The following is a 15060-nucleotide window of genomic DNA, read 5'->3' as shown; positions in this document are numbered from 1 at the left end:
CCATGGACCAGGCGACCCCGGGGACCGGACGGCGCTCGGGCGAGCGCCGTCCGCCGCTGGATCCCCGGCTGCTGCGCGAGGTCGCGGCCGCCCGCCGGCACGTCGTGCGGACCACGGCGCTGGGCCTGGTGCAGGCCGGGGCCGTCATCGCGACGGCCCTGCTCCTCGCCCGTCTGGGCGCCGACCTCCTCGTGGACCGCCGCTCCCCTCTGGACTCCCCCGCCCTGCTCGCAGCGCTCGTGGTCGCGCTCGGCGTCCGCGCCCTCGCCGTCCTCGTCGAGCAGCGCACAGCGCACCGGGCGGCCACGGCGGCCATCGCGGACCTCCGCTCCCGTCTCATCGGCCACGCGGCCAGACTGGGCCCCCGAGCAGGCGCCGGACGCGGCGCGGACCTGACCACCCTGGCGACGACCGGTCTGGAGAAGCTGCGCCCCTACCTCGTCGGCTACGTTCCACAGCTCCTGCTCTCCGCCACCGTCACCCCGCTCACGCTGCTCACCATCCTGCTGCTGGACCCCACGAGCGCCGGCATCGCCGTCATCACGCTGCCGCTCGTCCCGCTCTTCATGATCCTCATCGGCAGGCTCACCGTGGGACGCTCCGAGGCCCTCCTCGCCGACACCCGCACGCTCTGGTCGCAGATGCTCGACCTCGTCGACGGGCTGCCCACGCTGCGCGCGCTCGGCCGCGAGCGCGGGCCCGAGACGATGGTGCGCGCGCTGGGGGATCGCCACCGCCGCTCGACCATGGGCTCGCTGCGCTACGCCTTCCTCTCCTCGATGGTGCTCGAGCTGCTGGGCACGCTGTGCGTCGCGCTCGTTGCGGTCGCGATCGGCCTGCGCCTGGTCTACGGGGACATGGAGCTCGCCCCCGCGCTCGCGGTGCTCGTGCTGATCCCCGAGGTGTACCTGCCGCTGCGCCAGGTGGGAGCCCAGTTCCATGCCTCGACCGACGGCGTCGCCGCCGTCTCCGCCGCCTTCGACGTGCTCGGCGAGAGCGCGCCGGCCGACGGCACCGCCGCGTGCCCCGACCTGCGCACCGCGACGCTGCGCCTGGACGGCGTCGGCGTGCGCTCCCGCGACGGCCTCGCCCCGCACGGCGCGGACCTGGTCGTCAGGCCCGGCACGGTGCACGCGATCGCCGGCGCGAGCGGCAGCGGCAAGACCACCGCCGTGCAGGTCATGCTCGGCCTGCTCGTGCCCGACGAGGGCTCGGCCCGGGTGGTCGCCGCCGACGGCACAGCCACCGCGATCCAGGACCTGCGACGGGAATCCCTCTGGTCCCAGACGATGCTGCTCCCCCAGCGGCCCGTGCTCCCCACCGGCAGCCTGCGGGAGGTGCTCACGGAGGCCGCGCCGCACGGGAGCGCCGACCAGGACCGGCTGGACCGCGCGGCGCGCGCCGCGGGACTGGACCGCGTGATCGCCGCGCGCGGCTGGGACGCCCCCGTCGGGCGCGGCGGCAGCGGTCTCTCGCTGGGCGAGCGCCAGCGTCTCGCGCTCGCCCGCGCACTGCTCGCCCCGGCCCCGCTGGTGGTCCTCGACGAGCCGACGGCGCACCTGGACGGCGCCACCGAGGATCTCGTCCTCGACCTCGTGCGCACGCTGCGGGCCGAGGGCCGCACCGTCGTGCTCGTCGCGCACCGCTCGCGCCTTCTCGACGTGGCCGACGAGGTCACGCAGCTGAGCCCGGTGCACGTCGGCCCGGACGAAGCCGCGGAAGGAGCAGTCCGATGAGCGCGGTCCTCAGCAGCAACGAGAACAACAGCAGCAGCGGAAGCGGCAGCAGCGGCAGCGGTTCCAGCGCCGGCGCCAGCAGCGACGCCGTCTCGAGGCCGTCCGCCCTGCGTCGGATGGTGGGGCTCCTGGAGATCCCGCGCTCCCGGCTGCTCGCCGCCGTCCTCGCGGCGATCGCGACCCTCGCCTCCGCCTTCGCGCTCGCGGCGCTCGCCGCCTGGCTGGTGACGACGGCCTGGACGATGCCGAACGTCCTGGACCTCACGGTCGCGGTGGTCGGGGTGCGCGCGCTCGGGATCTCCCGCGGCGTCTTCCGCTGGCTGGACCGCATGCTCACCCATGACGTCGCCCTGCGGGGTGTGGTCTCCCTGCGCACCAACCTGTACTCGGCCCTCGCCCGCCGCCGCGGGGACGCCCTCAGCCGGGTCCGCCGGGGCGACCTGCTCGCCCGACTGGGCGATGACGCGCAGGAGCTCGGGGACCTCGTGATCCGGGCGATCGTGCCGGGACTGGTGGCCGCCGTGATGACGGTGGTGGTCGTGCTGACGATCGCTCCGCTCAGCCTGCCGGCGGCCGCGTGCATGCTGCTCGCGCTCGTGCTCGCCGGGGTCCTCGCGCCCCTCGCGGCCCATCGGGCGGCGCGGCTCACCGAGGCGGCCGTCGTCGAGACCCGCTCCGAGCTCACGGCGAGCGGACTGGGGGTCCTGGACGATGCGACCGCCCTGCGGGTGCAGGGCCGACTGGACGAGCGCATGGAGGAGCTCGCGCGGGCGCAGAGCGACCACGACGCCGCGATCGACCGTGCGGCCCTGCCCTCGGCCCTGGCCGCGGCGTCGGTCCCGACGGTGATGATCCTCGCCGTGCTCGGCTCCGTGCTCGCCGCGGGCGGCGCCTGGCTGCACGGCGGCGCGGGGGCAGGGGCGATCGGCATGCTCGTCCTGCTCCCCCTCAGCAGCTTCGAGGCCGTCACCGCGCTGCCGGCGGCGGCCTCGCAGCTGGCCCGCACGCGCGCCGCCGCCGCCCGTCTCGAGGACGCCGTCGGCCCGGATTCGCCGACGCCCGGGACCGACACGACCGGCGGGACCGAGGCGGCCGACGGGACCGCCGTCGCCGCGCCGGGCGGCGCCGGGAGCGCCGCCCGCCCCACGGCCCTGCGTCTGTCCGCCCACGGACTGTCCGCGGGATACGGGCGGGGCGCGGTGCGTGTGCACGATCTCGATCTCGACCTCGCCCCCGGGGAGAGGATCGCCGTGACCGGCGGCTCCGGCACCGGCAAGACCACGCTCGTGCAGACCCTGGCCGGTCTCCTGGAGCCCGTCGCCGGCACCGTGCGCCTGGGCGGTGACGACCTGCGCGACCTGCCCGAGGACGCGGTCCGCGCCCAGGCGATCGCACTGCTCGAGGACGCGCACGTCTTCGCCACCACGGTGCACGAGAACCTGAGGGTTGCCCGCGGCGACGTGAGCGCGCAGGAGTGCGCCGACGCGCTGCGCGCCGTCGGCCTCGAGGACTGGGTGGACTCGCTGCCCCGCGGTCTCGACACGATGCTCGGGCCCGACGGGACCACGATCTCCGGAGGCGAGCGGAGACGGCTCCTGCTGGCCCGCGCCGTGGTGCGCGCCGCCCCGATCACGCTGCTCGACGAGCCCACGGAGCATCTCGATGCGGCGCGCGGCGACGACCTGCTGCGCCGGCTCCTGGATCCTGCCGACGGCTCCCTGCTGCCCGTCGGCGCGAGCGCCCTCGTCGTGACCCACAGGGTGGAGGCGATCCCCGAGGGCACCACTGTCCTGCATATCCTGCCCGGTGGCGGGCACGAGCTGCAGCGCGCCGAGCCCCGCACCGCCGAGCACGGGAGCACACCATGACCAGCCGGACCCCCACCTCTCCCCGACCGGCGGAGACGAGCCTGCACGAGCTCGCGGCCGCCGTCGGCGCGGGCGGGGACGTCGAGGACCTCCTGGACCTCCTGGTCCGCGCGGTGCCTCCCCGCACCGGTGCCGCCGGTGCGGCGCTCGTGCTGCCGCAGCGCCGGGGCGAGTGGAGCGTCGAGGTCGCCGAGGGACGCGAGGCCCCGCTCCTGCTGGGGGCCGCGCCCACCGCGGGGTCCGCGCTGCACACCGCGCTGGTCAGCGGGGATCCGGAGGCCGTGGGCGCCGTCGCCGAGCTCGTCCTCGAGGGCAGGACGTGGAGCGCGAGCGCGGAGATCGTCGAGGCGGGCGATCAGGGCCCGGGCGCTCTGCTCGCCCTCGGCGGGGAGACCTCACGACAGGCCGCGCAGCGTGCCCTCGAACCCCTCGCGCTGCTGGTGTCCCTCGCGCTCGACGACCGCCGCGGCACCGCCGAGCAGGACCTGGACGACGAGCGCCGCCGCATCGCCCGGGACCTCCACGACCTCGCGATCCAGGAGCTGTTCGCCGTGGGGATGGAGCTCGAGGGACTGACCTCCGCGCTCGACGAGGCAGCGGGCGCCGTCTCCAACGCGACGATCCGCCGCAGCGTCGAGACCTCCCTTCTGGGCGTCGAGAACGCGGTCGCCCAGATCCGTCAGATCGTCCAGTCGCTGCGCCGCGAGCGCAGCGAGGCGACGCTCAGCGAGCGCCTGCGCCACGAGACGGGTCTTGCGACCGCCGGGCTCGGCTTCGCACCCGCGCTGCGCCTGCCACGGAACGCCGCGGCGATGGACGCCGAGGTGCCCGAGGAGATCGCCGAGGACGTCGTCGCGGTGGTCCGCGAGGCCCTCGCCAACGCCGCGCGGCACGCCCATGCGAGCGCCGTGGCCGTCTCCGTCACGCTGTTCAGCGAGGGCGTGGACCGCGTCGTGCAGGTGGCGGTCTCCGACAACGGCCGCGGCATCGACCCGACGGTGAGCCGACGCAGCGGCCTGGCGAACATGTCGAGCCGGGCGCGCCGTCATCAGGGCTGGGTCGATGCGATCTCGCTCGAGCCGGGCACGATGATCAACTGGCGGGTGACGCTCCCGCCCGCATGACGCAGGCCCCGGCGCGGTCCGGGCACCCGGGCACCCGGGCAGGGGACTCTCTGCTCAGGGCTTCCAGCCGGCCCTGCGACGCGCCGCCACCATCGCCGCGACCTGGGTGCGCCGCTGCAGACCCAGGGCCTGCAGGATCACGGTGACCCGGTTCTTCACCGTCTTCTCCGCGATCCCCACCTCCTCGGCGATCTCGCGGTTCGAGTGTCCGTCGCCGATGAGCTCGACGATGCGCTGATCGGAGGCGGAGAGCTCGGGTCCGTCCGCGACGCGGTCCTCGGGCCAGATCGACTCGCCGCGGTGCACCGCGAGGATCGCGCCGACGATGTCCGCGGCCCGCGCCGACTTCAACACCAGCCCCGCGGCGCCCGCGGCCCGAGACTCGTGGACGGCCGGGTCGTCGTCGAAGCTCGTGAGCACCAGCATCCGCATGTCGGGGTCGACGGCCCGTGCCGCGCGCATGACGTCGATGCCGGTGCCGTCGGGCAGCTGGAGGTCCACCACGAGCACGTCCGGCCGGATCGCGGGCAGACGGCGCGCGGTCTCGGCGACGCTCGCGGACTCCCCCACGACCCGCAGACGTGCATCGGCGGCGACCACCGTCGCGATCCCTCGTCGAACCACCTCGAAGTCGTCGACGAGCATCACGCCGATCGGGGCGTCGTCCATGGCAGAGTCCTCCGCGAGTGGTCGGTGCTGGTGGTGGGATCCGACGCTCGCCACGCTACCCCAGCAGGTCATCGGCTTCCTGGGGGCGCGAGGAGAACAACGGGCCGATGCACCACGGTGCCCGCGCGCACCCGGGCTCCCGGAACGCGGGTCCTCCCAGGTCGTACGATCGTCGAGTTCCGTCGGCCCGGCTCCGAGCCCCGGCCGGCGCGGAGCGAGGACGAGGAGGACCGCAGTGGACCACATGCCCGACGAGCACGCGCACCATGAGCACGCCACGGGCGCGACGGACCCGCACGACGGAGCCCATGCTCATCCTCACGACATGTCCGGGATGGCCGTCGGCGCGACCCTGCACTGCCTCACAGGGTGCTCCATCGGCGAGATCATCGGGCTGCTGGTCGGCACCGCCGCGGGGTGGACGAACCTTCCCACCACCATCCTCTCGATCCTCCTCGCCTTCGTCTTCGGGTACTCGCTGTCGGCGCTGCCGCTGGTCCGCGGCGGGATCGCCCTGGGCGACGCACTGCGCCTGGTGCTCGTGGCGGACACCCTGTCGATCGCGACCATGGAGGTCGTGGACAACCTGGTCATGCTGGTGATCCCCGGCGCCATGGGCGCGACGCTGCTCGACCCGCTCTTCTGGGTCTCGATGGCGATCTCCCTGACGATCGCGTTCTTCGCCGCCTGGCCCGTCAACCGCGCGCTGCTGCGCCGCGGCAAGGGGCACGCCGTCACGCACCATGCGCTCGGCGAGGACGCTGCGATGGACAACCGGCCGCTGCTGATCGGCATCAGCGCCTTCCTGCTCGGCGGCTTCATCGCCTCGATCGGATCGCTGCTCGGCTGATGCGGGTCGGGATCGCCGGCCGCGCCATGAGCCTCGTCAGGCGTCAGTCATCAGGCGTCAGGCCCTGCGCTGGCAGTTCGGGCAGAAGAAGCACGAGCGCTGCTGCAGCACCGAGCGACGGATGATCGTGCCGCAGCGCGGGCACGGCTCCCCCGCCCTGCCGTAGGCGGCGAGGCTGCGCGCGAAGTACCCGGACCGGCCGTCGACGTTCACGTAGAGGTCGTCGAAGCTGGTGCCGCCCACGTCGAGCGCCCGGCGCATGACGGCCTCGGCGCCGTCCAGGACGCGCCCGGCACGGCCCCGGGTGAGCGTCTCCCCGGGGGCGTCGTAGCGGGTGCGGGCGGCCCACAGCCCCTCGTCGGCGTAGATGTTCCCGATCCCGCTGACCAGGGACTGGTCCAGCAGCAGGGCCTTGATGGGTGCGCGCCGCGCGCGCATCACCGCGATCACGGCCTCGCGGTCCTGGGCAGGGTCGAGCAGGTCGCGGCCGATGCCGACCACGTCTGCCGGCAGCAGGTCATCGATCGAGTCCGGGGTCGCGGGGAGCCCGTCGGCGTCCTGCTCGAGCGCACTCGTCCACAGTCCGCCGAAGATGCGCTGGTCCACGAAGTCGACCTGCGCGCCGTCGTCCAGATGCAGGACGATGCGGCGATGCCTGTGCGGATCGCTGGCCGGGCCCTCGCCGCGCGGGGCGGGGTCCGACGGTGCGTCGACCCCCTTGGCCGTCTCCGCGCCCACCGTCGCGCGCGCCTCGACGTCTGCCGCGTCGCCGCGCACGCGCATCTGGCCGCTCATGCCCAGGTGCGTCATGAGCGCCTCGCCGAGCTCGTCCCCGCGCTCGTCCTGCAGGCGCCACCACAGGAACTTCCCGCGCCGCTCGAGCCGGGCGACGCGGGCACCGGTGACGGCCTGCACGAACGCGTCCGGCCCGCCGATCTGGCGGCGCAGGGATCGCGGCTCGTGGACGTCGACGCGGGTGATCACACGGCCGTCGACATGAGGGGCGAGGCCGCGGCGGACCACCTCGACCTCGGGCAGCTCGGGCATGGGCGGGCTCCGGGTCAGCCGCGCGGGAGCACGGACTCGCCGCGGGCCTCGAGGAGGCTGCGCACGGCGTGCTGGGCGGCTGCGAGCTCGGCGTCCTTCTTCGAGGCGCCCTCACCGCTCGCGGTGACGATGCCCGCGATGGTCGCGGTCGCGGTATAGGTCTTCGCGTGCTCGGGGCCGGTGCCCGTGATCTCGTAGACGGGGACGGTGCCGGTCTCGGCGGCGATCTCCTGCAGGCGGGTCTTGAAGTCGTACCCGGCCTCGAGGATCTCGTCGCTCTCGAGCAGCGGTCGCAGCAGCTCGAGCACGTACCTGCGGGAGACGTCCTGTCCGCAGGAGAGGTGCACGGCGCCGATCAGCGCCTCCATGGTGTCGGCGAGGATCGAGGCCTTGTCGCGGCCGCCCGAGAGGTCCTCGCCGCGGCCGAGCTTGACGTACTGGCCCAGCTCGATGCGTCGACCGATGAGCGCGAGGGCGCGCGTGTTGACCGTGGCGGCTCGGCGCTTGGCGAGGTCACCCTCGGGCAGCGTCGGATGCACGGTGTAGAGCTCCTCCGTGGTCGCGAGCTGCAGCACGGCGTCGCCCAGGAACTCGAGGCGCTCGTTGTGCGGGATCTGCTCGTGCTCGTAGGAGTACGAGCGGTGCGTGAGCGCGAGGTCGAGCAGCCCGGACTCCGTGAGCCGGCGCGCCTGGTCGGGGAACAGAGGCAGCGTCGCGAGAAGCTCCTGGGGATCCCTCGCCTCGGTGGACCGCCGTGAGCGGGCCATCAGCGCTCCTCGTCGACGGGCGCACCATCGTCGGGATCGTCGTCGGCCCCGGCGCGCTCGGAGTCGCCCGCATCGGCCGACTGCCCCTCCCCGCCGAGCAGGTCGCTCAGGGCAGCCCAGCGCGGGTCGATCACGTCGTGGTGGTGCTCGGGATCGTCCTCGAGGCGCGCGCCGCACTGGGCGCACAGACCCATGCACGAGGGCTTGCACAGAGGGCGCTCCTCGGCCTCGAGCGCGATCACGTCGTGCACGAGAGGGCCGAGGTCCACGTCGTCGCCGCTGAGGGCGGGGACGTCGTCGTCCTCGTCGGCCTTGATCTTCTCGGGGTAGCTGAAGAGCTCGTCGATGCGGGCGTCGACCTCGCGCTCGAGCGGGTCCAGGCAGCGGGAGCACTCGCCGGTGACGCGGGCCTCGACCGTGCCGCTGACGAAGATGCCCTCGACCACGGACTCGAGCTCGGCGTCGAGGCTGATCGACTCGCCCGTGGGGACGGTCAGGGCGAGGTTGCCGACCTTCTGGTCGGCCACCTGGACGGTGCGGTCCACGTGCCGGTGGGCTCCCGGGCGGCCGATGAGGTCGACGACGTCGAAGCGGAGGTCGAGATCGTCGGGCGCGGGGATGCTGGCTCGAATGTTCACGGCCCCAGGATACGAGCGGGAGCGCCGACGGGGCTCGGGGCGCGCGGGGCGGGGTGACGGGTCCGACCCGGGCGTCAGGACCCCGACGGGCCCGTGGGCTGCTCGCGCTCGGCGAGCGCCGCCTCGAGGGCGCGGCGGGAGGCCTCGGGGAGCATGTCGTCGATCGGGCCGCCCAGCTGGGACACCTCGCGCACGAGGCTCGAGGAGATGTGGGAGTACCGGGCGTCGGTGAGCAGGAAGACGGTGTCGACGTGCGCGAGGTGCTGGTTCATGCGCGCCATCGGCTCCTCGTAAGCGAGGTCGATCTGGCCGCGCATGCCGCGCACCACGGCCCGTGCGCCGTGCTCGCGGCAGAAGTCGACCAGCAGTCCGCGCGGCAGCACGGCGCTCGTGACCTTGGGGTCGAGCCCCTCGGCGCGGATGGTCTCTTCGATCGCCTGCTGGCGCGCCTCGAGGCTCAGCATCCCCTTCTTGTTGGGGTTGTGGGAGATCGCGATGATCAGCCGGCTGCACAGCATCGCGGCCCGGCGGGCGAGGTCCAGATGGCCGAGGGTGAACGGGTCGAAGGAGCCCGGCAGGACGATGGTGCTCATGGAGGAAGCCTAATCGGCCGACGGCGACTGCTCGGCGGGCGCTTCGCCGGGGTGCTGCGCGTGCCACTCCTCCTCGAGGATCGCCCAGGTCATGCCGTCCATCCACCCGCGGGTCGCGTGCAGCGACTCCCCACGGAAGACGCCCTCGCAGCGCAGGCCGATCTTCTCCATGATCCGGGCCGAGGGCGCGTTCGCGGCGAAGCAGCTGGCCTCCACGCGGTGCAGTCCCAGCCCGGCGATGGCGATGCGCAGGAGCGCCGCCGCGTACTCGGTGCCGAGCCCCTGGCCGTGCACGTCCGGGTCGAGGACCCAGGAGAGCTCGCCCTGGCTGCGGTGGGCGGCGGCGATCGCCTGACGCTGGGACCAGGCGTCCTGGACCATCACGCCGCCCACGGCGACGACCCGGCCGTCGAGCTCCCCGACGATCCGGGCCGCGAGCGACTGCTCCCAGGTCTCGATGTGCGCGGCGCGCGAGGCCGGCAGGCCGTAGGTCCATTCGTGGACCTCCGGCCTGCCGTACCAGGGCCAGATCGCCTCGGCGTCCTCGGCGCGGGCGCGGCGCAGCGTGAGGCGCTCCGTGCGGAGCGGCCAGTCGAGGTCTGCGAGCGTGATGGTCACCGCGCCAGGGTACGCACGTGAGGGAGGGCCGACGGCGGGGTGGCCGGGTGGCCGGGCGACCGGGTGGCCGGAGGACCGGATGCTCGGGCGCTCAGGACTTGCCGTGTGGGTCGCGGGCGTTGAGCATCTCGACCACCTGCGGATAGTCCCCGCGCACCTCGGCATAGCGCAGCACCTTCACGGCCTCCACCTGGATCTCGCGCAGGGAGGACGCATCCCCTGCCGCGAGGATGTCCATGACCTCGTCGGCGAAGGCGTCGAGCGGCATCGCCATCTCGTTCTCGGCGTGGCCGGGCATGAGGTCGGTACGCACGGCCGGCGGCTCGAGCTCGAGCACGCGCACGCCGGTCCCCGCGAGCTGCAGGCGGATCGATTCGCTGAGCATGTGGATCGCGGCCTTGGTCGCGTTGTAGGTGGGGGTCGCGGCGAGCGGGGTGAAGGCGAGCCCCGAGGAGACCGTCATGATCGTCGCGTCCCCGCGGGAGACGAAGTGGTCCAGGAACGCGGAGATGAGGCGGATGGGCCCCAGCACGTTGGTGGTGACGGTGGCCTCTGCGGTCTCGAGCAGGCCCTCGGACGTCGTCCAGTCCTCCGCGCGCATGATCCCTGCCATCGCGATGAGGGTGTCGAGATCCGGGTGCTCGGCTCGCACGGTGCGAGCGGCCGACTCGATGCTCCGCGCGTCGGTCACGTCCAGGGCCACGGTGCCGAGCCCGGGGTGCTGGGCGGCGAGCTCGGCGAGCCGCTCGGTGCGTCGGCCGCCGATGATGACGGTGCTGCCGCGCTCCTGGAGGCGCAGGGCGAGGGCGAGACCGATGCCGCTGGTCGCGCCGGGGATGAAGATCGTGTGTCCGGTGAGTTCCATGGCAGGCAGTCTTCGCCGCGTCCGGGCCGCCCACCAGGGCCGGTGCATCGGGGGATCCGCGATCCCTGGATGCGCGAGCGCGCTGACGGGATACTCGGGGCATGGATCCAGCGAGCACAGGGGCCGACGAGGCACCCGTCGCAGACGGGGCGCGCACGCGCGTGGAGCGCACGGGCGAGGCGCGGAGCAGCGAGGCGCGGACGGGCATGGACAGGGAAGCGCTCGCGGGCTTCCTCGTCGCCCGCCGTGAGGCCATCTCGCCGGCCGACGTGGGCCTGCCCGCCGGCACGCGTCGGCGCACACCGGGGCTCCGACGGGAGGAGGTGGCGCAGCTGGCGACGATGTCCGTCGACTACGTGACCCGGCTCGAGCAGAAACGCGGGCCCCAGCCGTCGACCGCGATGCTGGCCTCGCTCGCCCGCGCCCTGCGGCTCACGGCCGACGAGCGGGACTACCTGTTCCGCGTCGCCGGGCACAGCGCCCCGGACCGGTCGATCGCGCACTCCCATGTCGCGCCGGGGCTGCTGAGGGTGCTCGACCGGATCCCTGACGTGCCGGCGATGATCATCTCGAACCTCGCCGAGCCGCTCGTCCAGAACGAGCCCGCGCGCGCACTCTTCGGCGACGCCGCCCTGCTGGAGGGATGGGAGCGCAGCGCGATCTTCCAGTGGTTCGCCCATCCCGAGACGTGCCGGGGCATGTACCCGCCGTCCGATCGTGCCCGGCAGAGCCGGGCGCAGGTCGCGACCCTCCGCGCCGCCTACGGCGTGATGGGCCCGCGATCGCGGGCGGGTGAGCTGGCGCGGCTCCTGCATGCCCGCAGCGAGGAGTTCGCCCAGCTCTGGGACGCCCAGATCGTAACGCGGCGCTTCGAGGACCACAAGGTCGTGGTCCACCCGGAGGTCGGTGAGATCGAGGTGGACTGCCAGGCGCTGTTCACGGAGGACGAGACGCAGGTTCTTCTGGTGCTCACCGCTCCCCCGCACACGGAGGACGCGAGCAAGCTCGAGCTGCTGGCGGTGCTGGGGACGCAGCGCACCTGAGGCGCAGCACATGCACGCTCATGTCGCCGCGATGCTCGGTCCCAAGAGTTGCAACGCGTCGAAATCACTCGTCGGGCGCTGGATCTCGAACGCTCCGGGGTCTGACGAGGCGAGGTCGCTGTCGAGCTGCCAGCCGACGAAGCGCCGAGGTCCGGGATGGCTCGGCAGATCCCGTGTCCGGTGGAGTCCTCGCGGCAATTCCGCGAAGGCGTGCTCAGTGGTCCCGGGACGGATCGGTGGAAGGCTGACGGACCTGAAGCCCGCTTCCCCTGTCGCAGGGTCCACGGCGCGGCACTCCCCTGTCGTGCACAGGACGCCGACGGGCGCGTAACGCGGACCTAGGTGCTCGGCCAGGAACCAGCCCATCGACGGAGTCGCTGTCGAACGTGATGATCCTGCGCTCGCGGCCTCACCGAACGCGTCCTCGGCACGGCCCACGTGCTCGTTGTGGGCCCAGAGCACGGTGCCACCTACGGCGGGTAGATTCTCGAGGAGGGTGTCGGCCATGCACCTCTCGCGCAGATGCAGACCAGCGAAATCCGGCTGCAGAAGATAGGTCTCGACGTAACGGGTGATCTGCCGGGCGAGGAGAAGGTCCGTTGCCCTCTCGTCGTCCGGGACGCGGGCAGACGAAGAAGACCTTGCCTGCGAACTGATGCGCCCTGCCGCGGCGAGCATCTGCTCAGGCTCGTCCTCCCCGAGGCACGTTCGCTCGGCCACGTTGACGAGCACTGCATCTTCGTATCCACGTGACAGCAGCTGCCGCGCCGCCTCATGAGGCTTGCGGACGTCAATCCCCAGGAAGCGGATCCTCCGTTCAGGCGGGAGGCTCCGATTCAGGGTTTGCAGGGCGTGTAGTCCGGCGCGCACGTCGCGGGTGTCCCAGATCGATGACGCCCGATCCCAGGCGTCATCGAGGGCCGATCTCGATGCGGACTCCGCCGCAAGCACACCGGCGTCGGACTCTTGGCGCAGCGAGGCGTCGACGGCGAGCCCGACTGCGAAGGATTCCTCGAAGGCCAGGGTCGAGATCAGCCGGCGCTTCGCCAGATCGAGGATGACCTGCCACTTCCAAGCAAACGCGTTGCCGCTGCCATGCGTTGGCTCGCCGAGCGCGAGCACGCCGCACTCGGGAAGCAGATCGGCCGGATCCGCACAACTCCGTTCGGTATCGAGGATGTCCGCATCTCGCGCGTGCAACGTCGTCATGCCAGGAGCCCCCACCGCGCCCCGATCGACCCGTGTGGCCTCGCGCCGGGATCGGTGCGCTGCTCGACCGCGGACACCGTGAATCCGACCTCCGTCAGAAGCCTCTCGAGCTCGGCCACGGGCCAGAAGTGCGCGGTCGTGATCGCGTGGTCGAAGGGTTCGATCCGAGGCCCGTCGAAGAAGCCGAGCAGCAGGGCACCGCCGGGACGCAGCACCCGCCCGATGGACGCAAGGGCCTCCTGCATCCGCTCCGGCGGGAGATGGATCAGGCAGTACCAGGCGAGAACTCCCGCGCACGAGTCGTCCTCGACACCCGGGGCGAGCACGTCGCCCAGCCGGTACTCGACGCCGGGGTGCACAGTGCGCGCGCGATCGACGAACGCCGGCACCGGGTCGATGCCGAGCATGTGATGCCCCTGCGCGGCGAGGTGCGCAGTCCAATGGCCGGGTCCGCAGCCCAGGTCGAGGATCAGTCCGCCCCCGCCGTCATCGACGATGCCCGCCTCGTCGGCCGTGGTGCCCGCGCGCATCCGCCGCGCCCAGTCCTCGATGTGTCGACGGTCCGTACCCGACATCTGCTCGACCGACCCGAGCACCTGCGCGTACTCCTCGGCGCGCGCGGCATACGCCTCCCGTGTCCCCTGCTCGCTCACCCCTGCAGGGTAGGTGCGGCGGGCACGACGGGCCTGCTGAATCGCCGGCACACGTAGACGCGTGCGAAGCGGGCGCGGGCCTCCGCCTCGTCGGCCAGGTCCGCGTGGCAGAACGCCATCACCGGGCGTCCCAGCGGAGGTGGGGCCGTCCACCCGTCGGCCGATTCGCGCCACCCCTTGTAGACATGCAGGTAATGATCCGATTCCGAGAAGCCGTTCGCCCGGTACCAGGCGTGTGCGGGCTCGTCCTCCCGGGTCCAGGCATCCAGCAGTGAGACGTTCGCGGGAAGTCGCCGGAGCCCCTCTGCCAGCAGCGCGTCGGCGATGCCCTCCCGGCGGTGGTCGGGGTGCACGGCGATGGTGTCGATGGTGGCGAGTTCACCGTCGACCTCGACGTCGAGGATGCCGACGATCTCGTCTCCACCCTCCCCGTTGTTCGCGGGCACGGCGGCGACGAGCTGGATCGATGGATCCGCGGGGCGCTCCTGCCAGACGTCGTCGTAGTAACAGGTCTCGAAGAAGGCGAGCACGCGGCAGCGCAGCCAGCTGGGCTCGTCATGCGGTTCGTACGGCCGGACCGCCGACGTGGAGTGGGACGCGGCCTGTGCGGATTTCGAGTGGATGTCCCGGTGCGAAGCACGTGCGGGGGTGTCGTTCTCGGACATGGTTCTCCCTGGGTCGAGGGTCGGTGACGTGCAGGCACTCAGAGGGAGAACATGCGAGGGATGCTAGATCCGGCGGACCCGCAGCGGCGAGCGAATTCTCCGCCAGACCTCTCCCCTCTTCCGCTCACAGCAGAGGCATGCGCGCCCAGCGGCTCCGCGCCGTAGGCTCCGAGCATGGATGCCACCGAACCTCTGCTGCGTGAGCTCGTCGGTGCGGCGCTGCGCGAGGAGCGGCGCCGACAGGGACTGACACTCGCGCGCCTCGCCGAGGCGAGCGGCGTGAGCATGCAGCACGTCTCGGACGTCGAACGCGGCCGCAAGGATCCCTCGAGCGAAGTGCTCGCGGCGATCACCGGCGCGCTCGGGATCAGCGTCTTCGACATCGGCCGACGGGTCCACCAGGCAGCCGTCCCGCGCAGCGATGCGGATCAGCGCGAGGCGCGTCAGACGGCCGCGCATCCGGGGGCCGCCCGCCAGGGAGTCGTTCTGGACCTGACCGCCCGCGGGCGGGATGAGATTCTCCCGGAGATCCCTGGGCTCCCGGTCAGCCACGGCCTCTCGTCGTCCGCAGCACGCGAGCCGATGCTCAGCGCCGCCTGACGCAGCTCGTCTGACCGCAGGCGCCTCCGGTTGCTGGCGTCCGTGCCCAGCGCGGCGTTCGTGCTCAGTGCGCCGTCCGTGCTCAGTGCGGGGCCCCTGCCTTCTCCTGCCTCCG

16 protein-coding genes are annotated in these 15060 nt (G+C 72.9%); 6 read left to right on the top strand and 10 right to left on the bottom strand.

Translation table 11 applies throughout. The annotated features are described in order from the left end of the window. Nucleotides 1–2: 2 nt before the first annotated feature. From cydD to Bra3105_RS01430, 3 genes are read left to right on the top strand one after another with little or no spacing between them, the layout of a single operon-like run. Entirely contained in the window at nt 3–1736 is a 1734-nt protein-coding gene (gene cydD, locus Bra3105_RS01440; protein WP_228358319.1) for a thiol reductant ABC exporter subunit CydD, read from the top strand. Further along, entirely contained in the window at nt 1733–3604 is a 1872-nt protein-coding gene (gene cydC / locus Bra3105_RS01435; protein WP_228358318.1) for a thiol reductant ABC exporter subunit CydC, read from the top strand. The genes cydD and cydC overlap by 4 nt, the downstream gene beginning before the upstream one ends. Continuing rightward, nucleotides 3601–4728 (top strand): sensor histidine kinase, encoded by a 1128-nt coding sequence (locus Bra3105_RS01430; protein WP_228358317.1) that lies wholly within the window; start codon nt 3601–3603, stop codon nt 4726–4728. The genes cydC and Bra3105_RS01430 overlap by 4 nt, the downstream gene beginning before the upstream one ends. A gap of 54 nt (nt 4729–4782) precedes the next feature. On the opposite strand, the gene Bra3105_RS01425 is transcribed toward Bra3105_RS01430, so the two are convergent. Then, nucleotides 4783–5397 (bottom strand): response regulator transcription factor, encoded by a 615-nt coding sequence (locus Bra3105_RS01425; RefSeq protein ID WP_228358316.1) that lies wholly within the window; start codon nt 5395–5397, stop codon nt 4783–4785. 244 nt (nt 5398–5641) lie between these two features. Between Bra3105_RS01425 and Bra3105_RS01420 the strand changes: the two genes are divergently transcribed. Further along, nucleotides 5642–6247, top strand: a complete 606-nt coding sequence (locus Bra3105_RS01420; protein WP_228359575.1) for a DUF4396 domain-containing protein — start codon at nt 5642–5644, stop codon at nt 6245–6247. Between the two features lie 57 nt (nt 6248–6304). Here Bra3105_RS01420 and mutM read toward each other — a convergent pair whose 3' ends face one another. From mutM to Bra3105_RS01390, 6 genes are all read right to left on the bottom strand, one after another. After that, entirely contained in the window at nt 6305–7294 is a 990-nt protein-coding gene (gene mutM / locus Bra3105_RS01415) for a bifunctional DNA-formamidopyrimidine glycosylase/DNA-(apurinic or apyrimidinic site) lyase (RefSeq protein ID WP_228358315.1), read from the bottom strand. A gap of 14 nt (nt 7295–7308) precedes the next feature. Continuing rightward, the gene (rnc, locus tag Bra3105_RS01410) at nt 7309–8061 is read right to left on the bottom strand and encodes a ribonuclease III (RefSeq protein WP_228358314.1); all 753 of its coding nucleotides are present in this window, start codon (nt 8059–8061) and stop codon (nt 7309–7311) included. Then, complete coding sequence (locus Bra3105_RS01405) at nt 8061–8699, bottom strand: YceD family protein (protein WP_228358313.1); 639 nt, start codon at nt 8697–8699, stop codon at nt 8061–8063. Before Bra3105_RS01405 ends, rnc begins: the two co-directional genes overlap by 1 nt. Nucleotides 8700–8773: 74 nt before the next feature. Next, a complete protein-coding gene (gene coaD, locus Bra3105_RS01400) occupies nt 8774–9292 on the bottom strand; it encodes a pantetheine-phosphate adenylyltransferase (protein ID WP_228358312.1) in 519 nt (172 codons plus the stop codon). 9 nt (nt 9293–9301) lie between these two features. Then, complete coding sequence (locus Bra3105_RS01395; RefSeq protein WP_228358311.1) at nt 9302–9910, bottom strand: GNAT family N-acetyltransferase; 609 nt, start codon at nt 9908–9910, stop codon at nt 9302–9304. Nucleotides 9911–10001: 91 nt separating this feature from the next. Then, a complete protein-coding gene (locus Bra3105_RS01390) occupies nt 10002–10775 on the bottom strand; it encodes an SDR family oxidoreductase (RefSeq protein ID WP_228358310.1) in 774 nt (257 codons plus the stop codon). Between the two features lie 206 nt (nt 10776–10981). On the opposite strand from Bra3105_RS01390, the gene Bra3105_RS01385 reads away from it, so the two are divergent. Next, nucleotides 10982–11818 (top strand): helix-turn-helix transcriptional regulator, encoded by an 837-nt coding sequence (locus Bra3105_RS01385; RefSeq protein WP_228359574.1) that lies wholly within the window; start codon nt 10982–10984, stop codon nt 11816–11818. 18 nt (nt 11819–11836) lie between these two features. Here the strand turns inward: Bra3105_RS01385 and Bra3105_RS01380 are convergent, their stop codons facing one another. The 3 genes from Bra3105_RS01380 to Bra3105_RS01370 are packed head-to-tail and all read right to left on the bottom strand — an operon-like array spanning nt 11837 to nt 14345. Then, nucleotides 11837–13027: an erythromycin esterase family protein gene (locus Bra3105_RS01380; RefSeq protein ID WP_228358309.1), complete on the bottom strand. Its 1191-nt coding sequence runs from the start codon at nt 13025–13027 to the stop codon at nt 11837–11839. Further along, entirely contained in the window at nt 13024–13680 is a 657-nt protein-coding gene (locus tag Bra3105_RS01375) for a class I SAM-dependent methyltransferase (protein ID WP_228358308.1), read from the bottom strand. Before Bra3105_RS01375 ends, Bra3105_RS01380 begins: the two co-directional genes overlap by 4 nt. Beyond that, nucleotides 13677–14345, bottom strand: a complete 669-nt coding sequence (locus tag Bra3105_RS01370; protein ID WP_228358307.1) for a GNAT family N-acetyltransferase — start codon at nt 14343–14345, stop codon at nt 13677–13679. The genes Bra3105_RS01375 and Bra3105_RS01370 overlap by 4 nt, the downstream gene beginning before the upstream one ends. A 174-nt stretch (nt 14346–14519) precedes the next feature. Here Bra3105_RS01370 and Bra3105_RS01365 point away from each other — a divergent pair, with 174 nt between their 5' ends. Further along, complete coding sequence (locus Bra3105_RS01365) at nt 14520–14945, top strand: helix-turn-helix domain-containing protein (RefSeq protein WP_228358306.1); 426 nt, start codon at nt 14520–14522, stop codon at nt 14943–14945. The last annotated feature ends 115 nt before the right edge of the window (nt 14946–15060 follow it).

Source organism: Brachybacterium halotolerans subsp. kimchii (genome assembly GCF_020792675.1).
Taxonomy (GTDB): Bacteria; Actinomycetota; Actinomycetes; order Actinomycetales; family Dermabacteraceae; genus Brachybacterium; species Brachybacterium halotolerans.
The sequence above is the reverse complement of the archived record's forward strand: the minus strand, read 5'-3'. Positions and strand labels throughout refer to the sequence as shown.

Bases quoted from the DNA above. Each gene is read 5' to 3' on its own strand.
- Bra3105_RS01390 (WP_228358310.1), bottom strand. From the start codon at position 10,775: ATGGAACTCACCGGACACACGATCTTCATCCCCGGCGCGACCAGCGGC.
- Bra3105_RS01430 (WP_228358317.1), top strand. From the start codon at position 3,601: ATGACCAGCCGGACCCCCACCTCTCCCCGACCGGCGGAGACGAGCCTG.
- Bra3105_RS01425 (WP_228358316.1), bottom strand. From the start codon at position 5,397: ATGGACGACGCCCCGATCGGCGTGATGCTCGTCGACGACTTCGAGGTG.
- cydC (WP_228358318.1), top strand. From the start codon at position 1,733: ATGAGCGCGGTCCTCAGCAGCAACGAGAACAACAGCAGCAGCGGAAGC.
- cydD (WP_228358319.1), top strand. From the start codon at position 3: ATGGACCAGGCGACCCCGGGGACCGGACGGCGCTCGGGCGAGCGCCGT.
- Bra3105_RS01365 (WP_228358306.1), top strand. From the start codon at position 14,520: ATGGATGCCACCGAACCTCTGCTGCGTGAGCTCGTCGGTGCGGCGCTG.
- mutM (WP_228358315.1), bottom strand. From the start codon at position 7,294: ATGCCCGAGCTGCCCGAGGTCGAGGTGGTCCGCCGCGGCCTCGCCCCT.
- Bra3105_RS01385 (WP_228359574.1), top strand. From the start codon at position 10,982: ATGGACAGGGAAGCGCTCGCGGGCTTCCTCGTCGCCCGCCGTGAGGCC.
- rnc (WP_228358314.1), bottom strand. From the start codon at position 8,061: ATGGCCCGCTCACGGCGGTCCACCGAGGCGAGGGATCCCCAGGAGCTT.
- Bra3105_RS01380 (WP_228358309.1), bottom strand. From the start codon at position 13,027: ATGACGACGTTGCACGCGCGAGATGCGGACATCCTCGATACCGAACGG.
- coaD (WP_228358312.1), bottom strand. From the start codon at position 9,292: ATGAGCACCATCGTCCTGCCGGGCTCCTTCGACCCGTTCACCCTCGGC.
- Bra3105_RS01370 (WP_228358307.1), bottom strand. From the start codon at position 14,345: ATGTCCGAGAACGACACCCCCGCACGTGCTTCGCACCGGGACATCCAC.
- Bra3105_RS01420 (WP_228359575.1), top strand. From the start codon at position 5,642: ATGCCCGACGAGCACGCGCACCATGAGCACGCCACGGGCGCGACGGAC.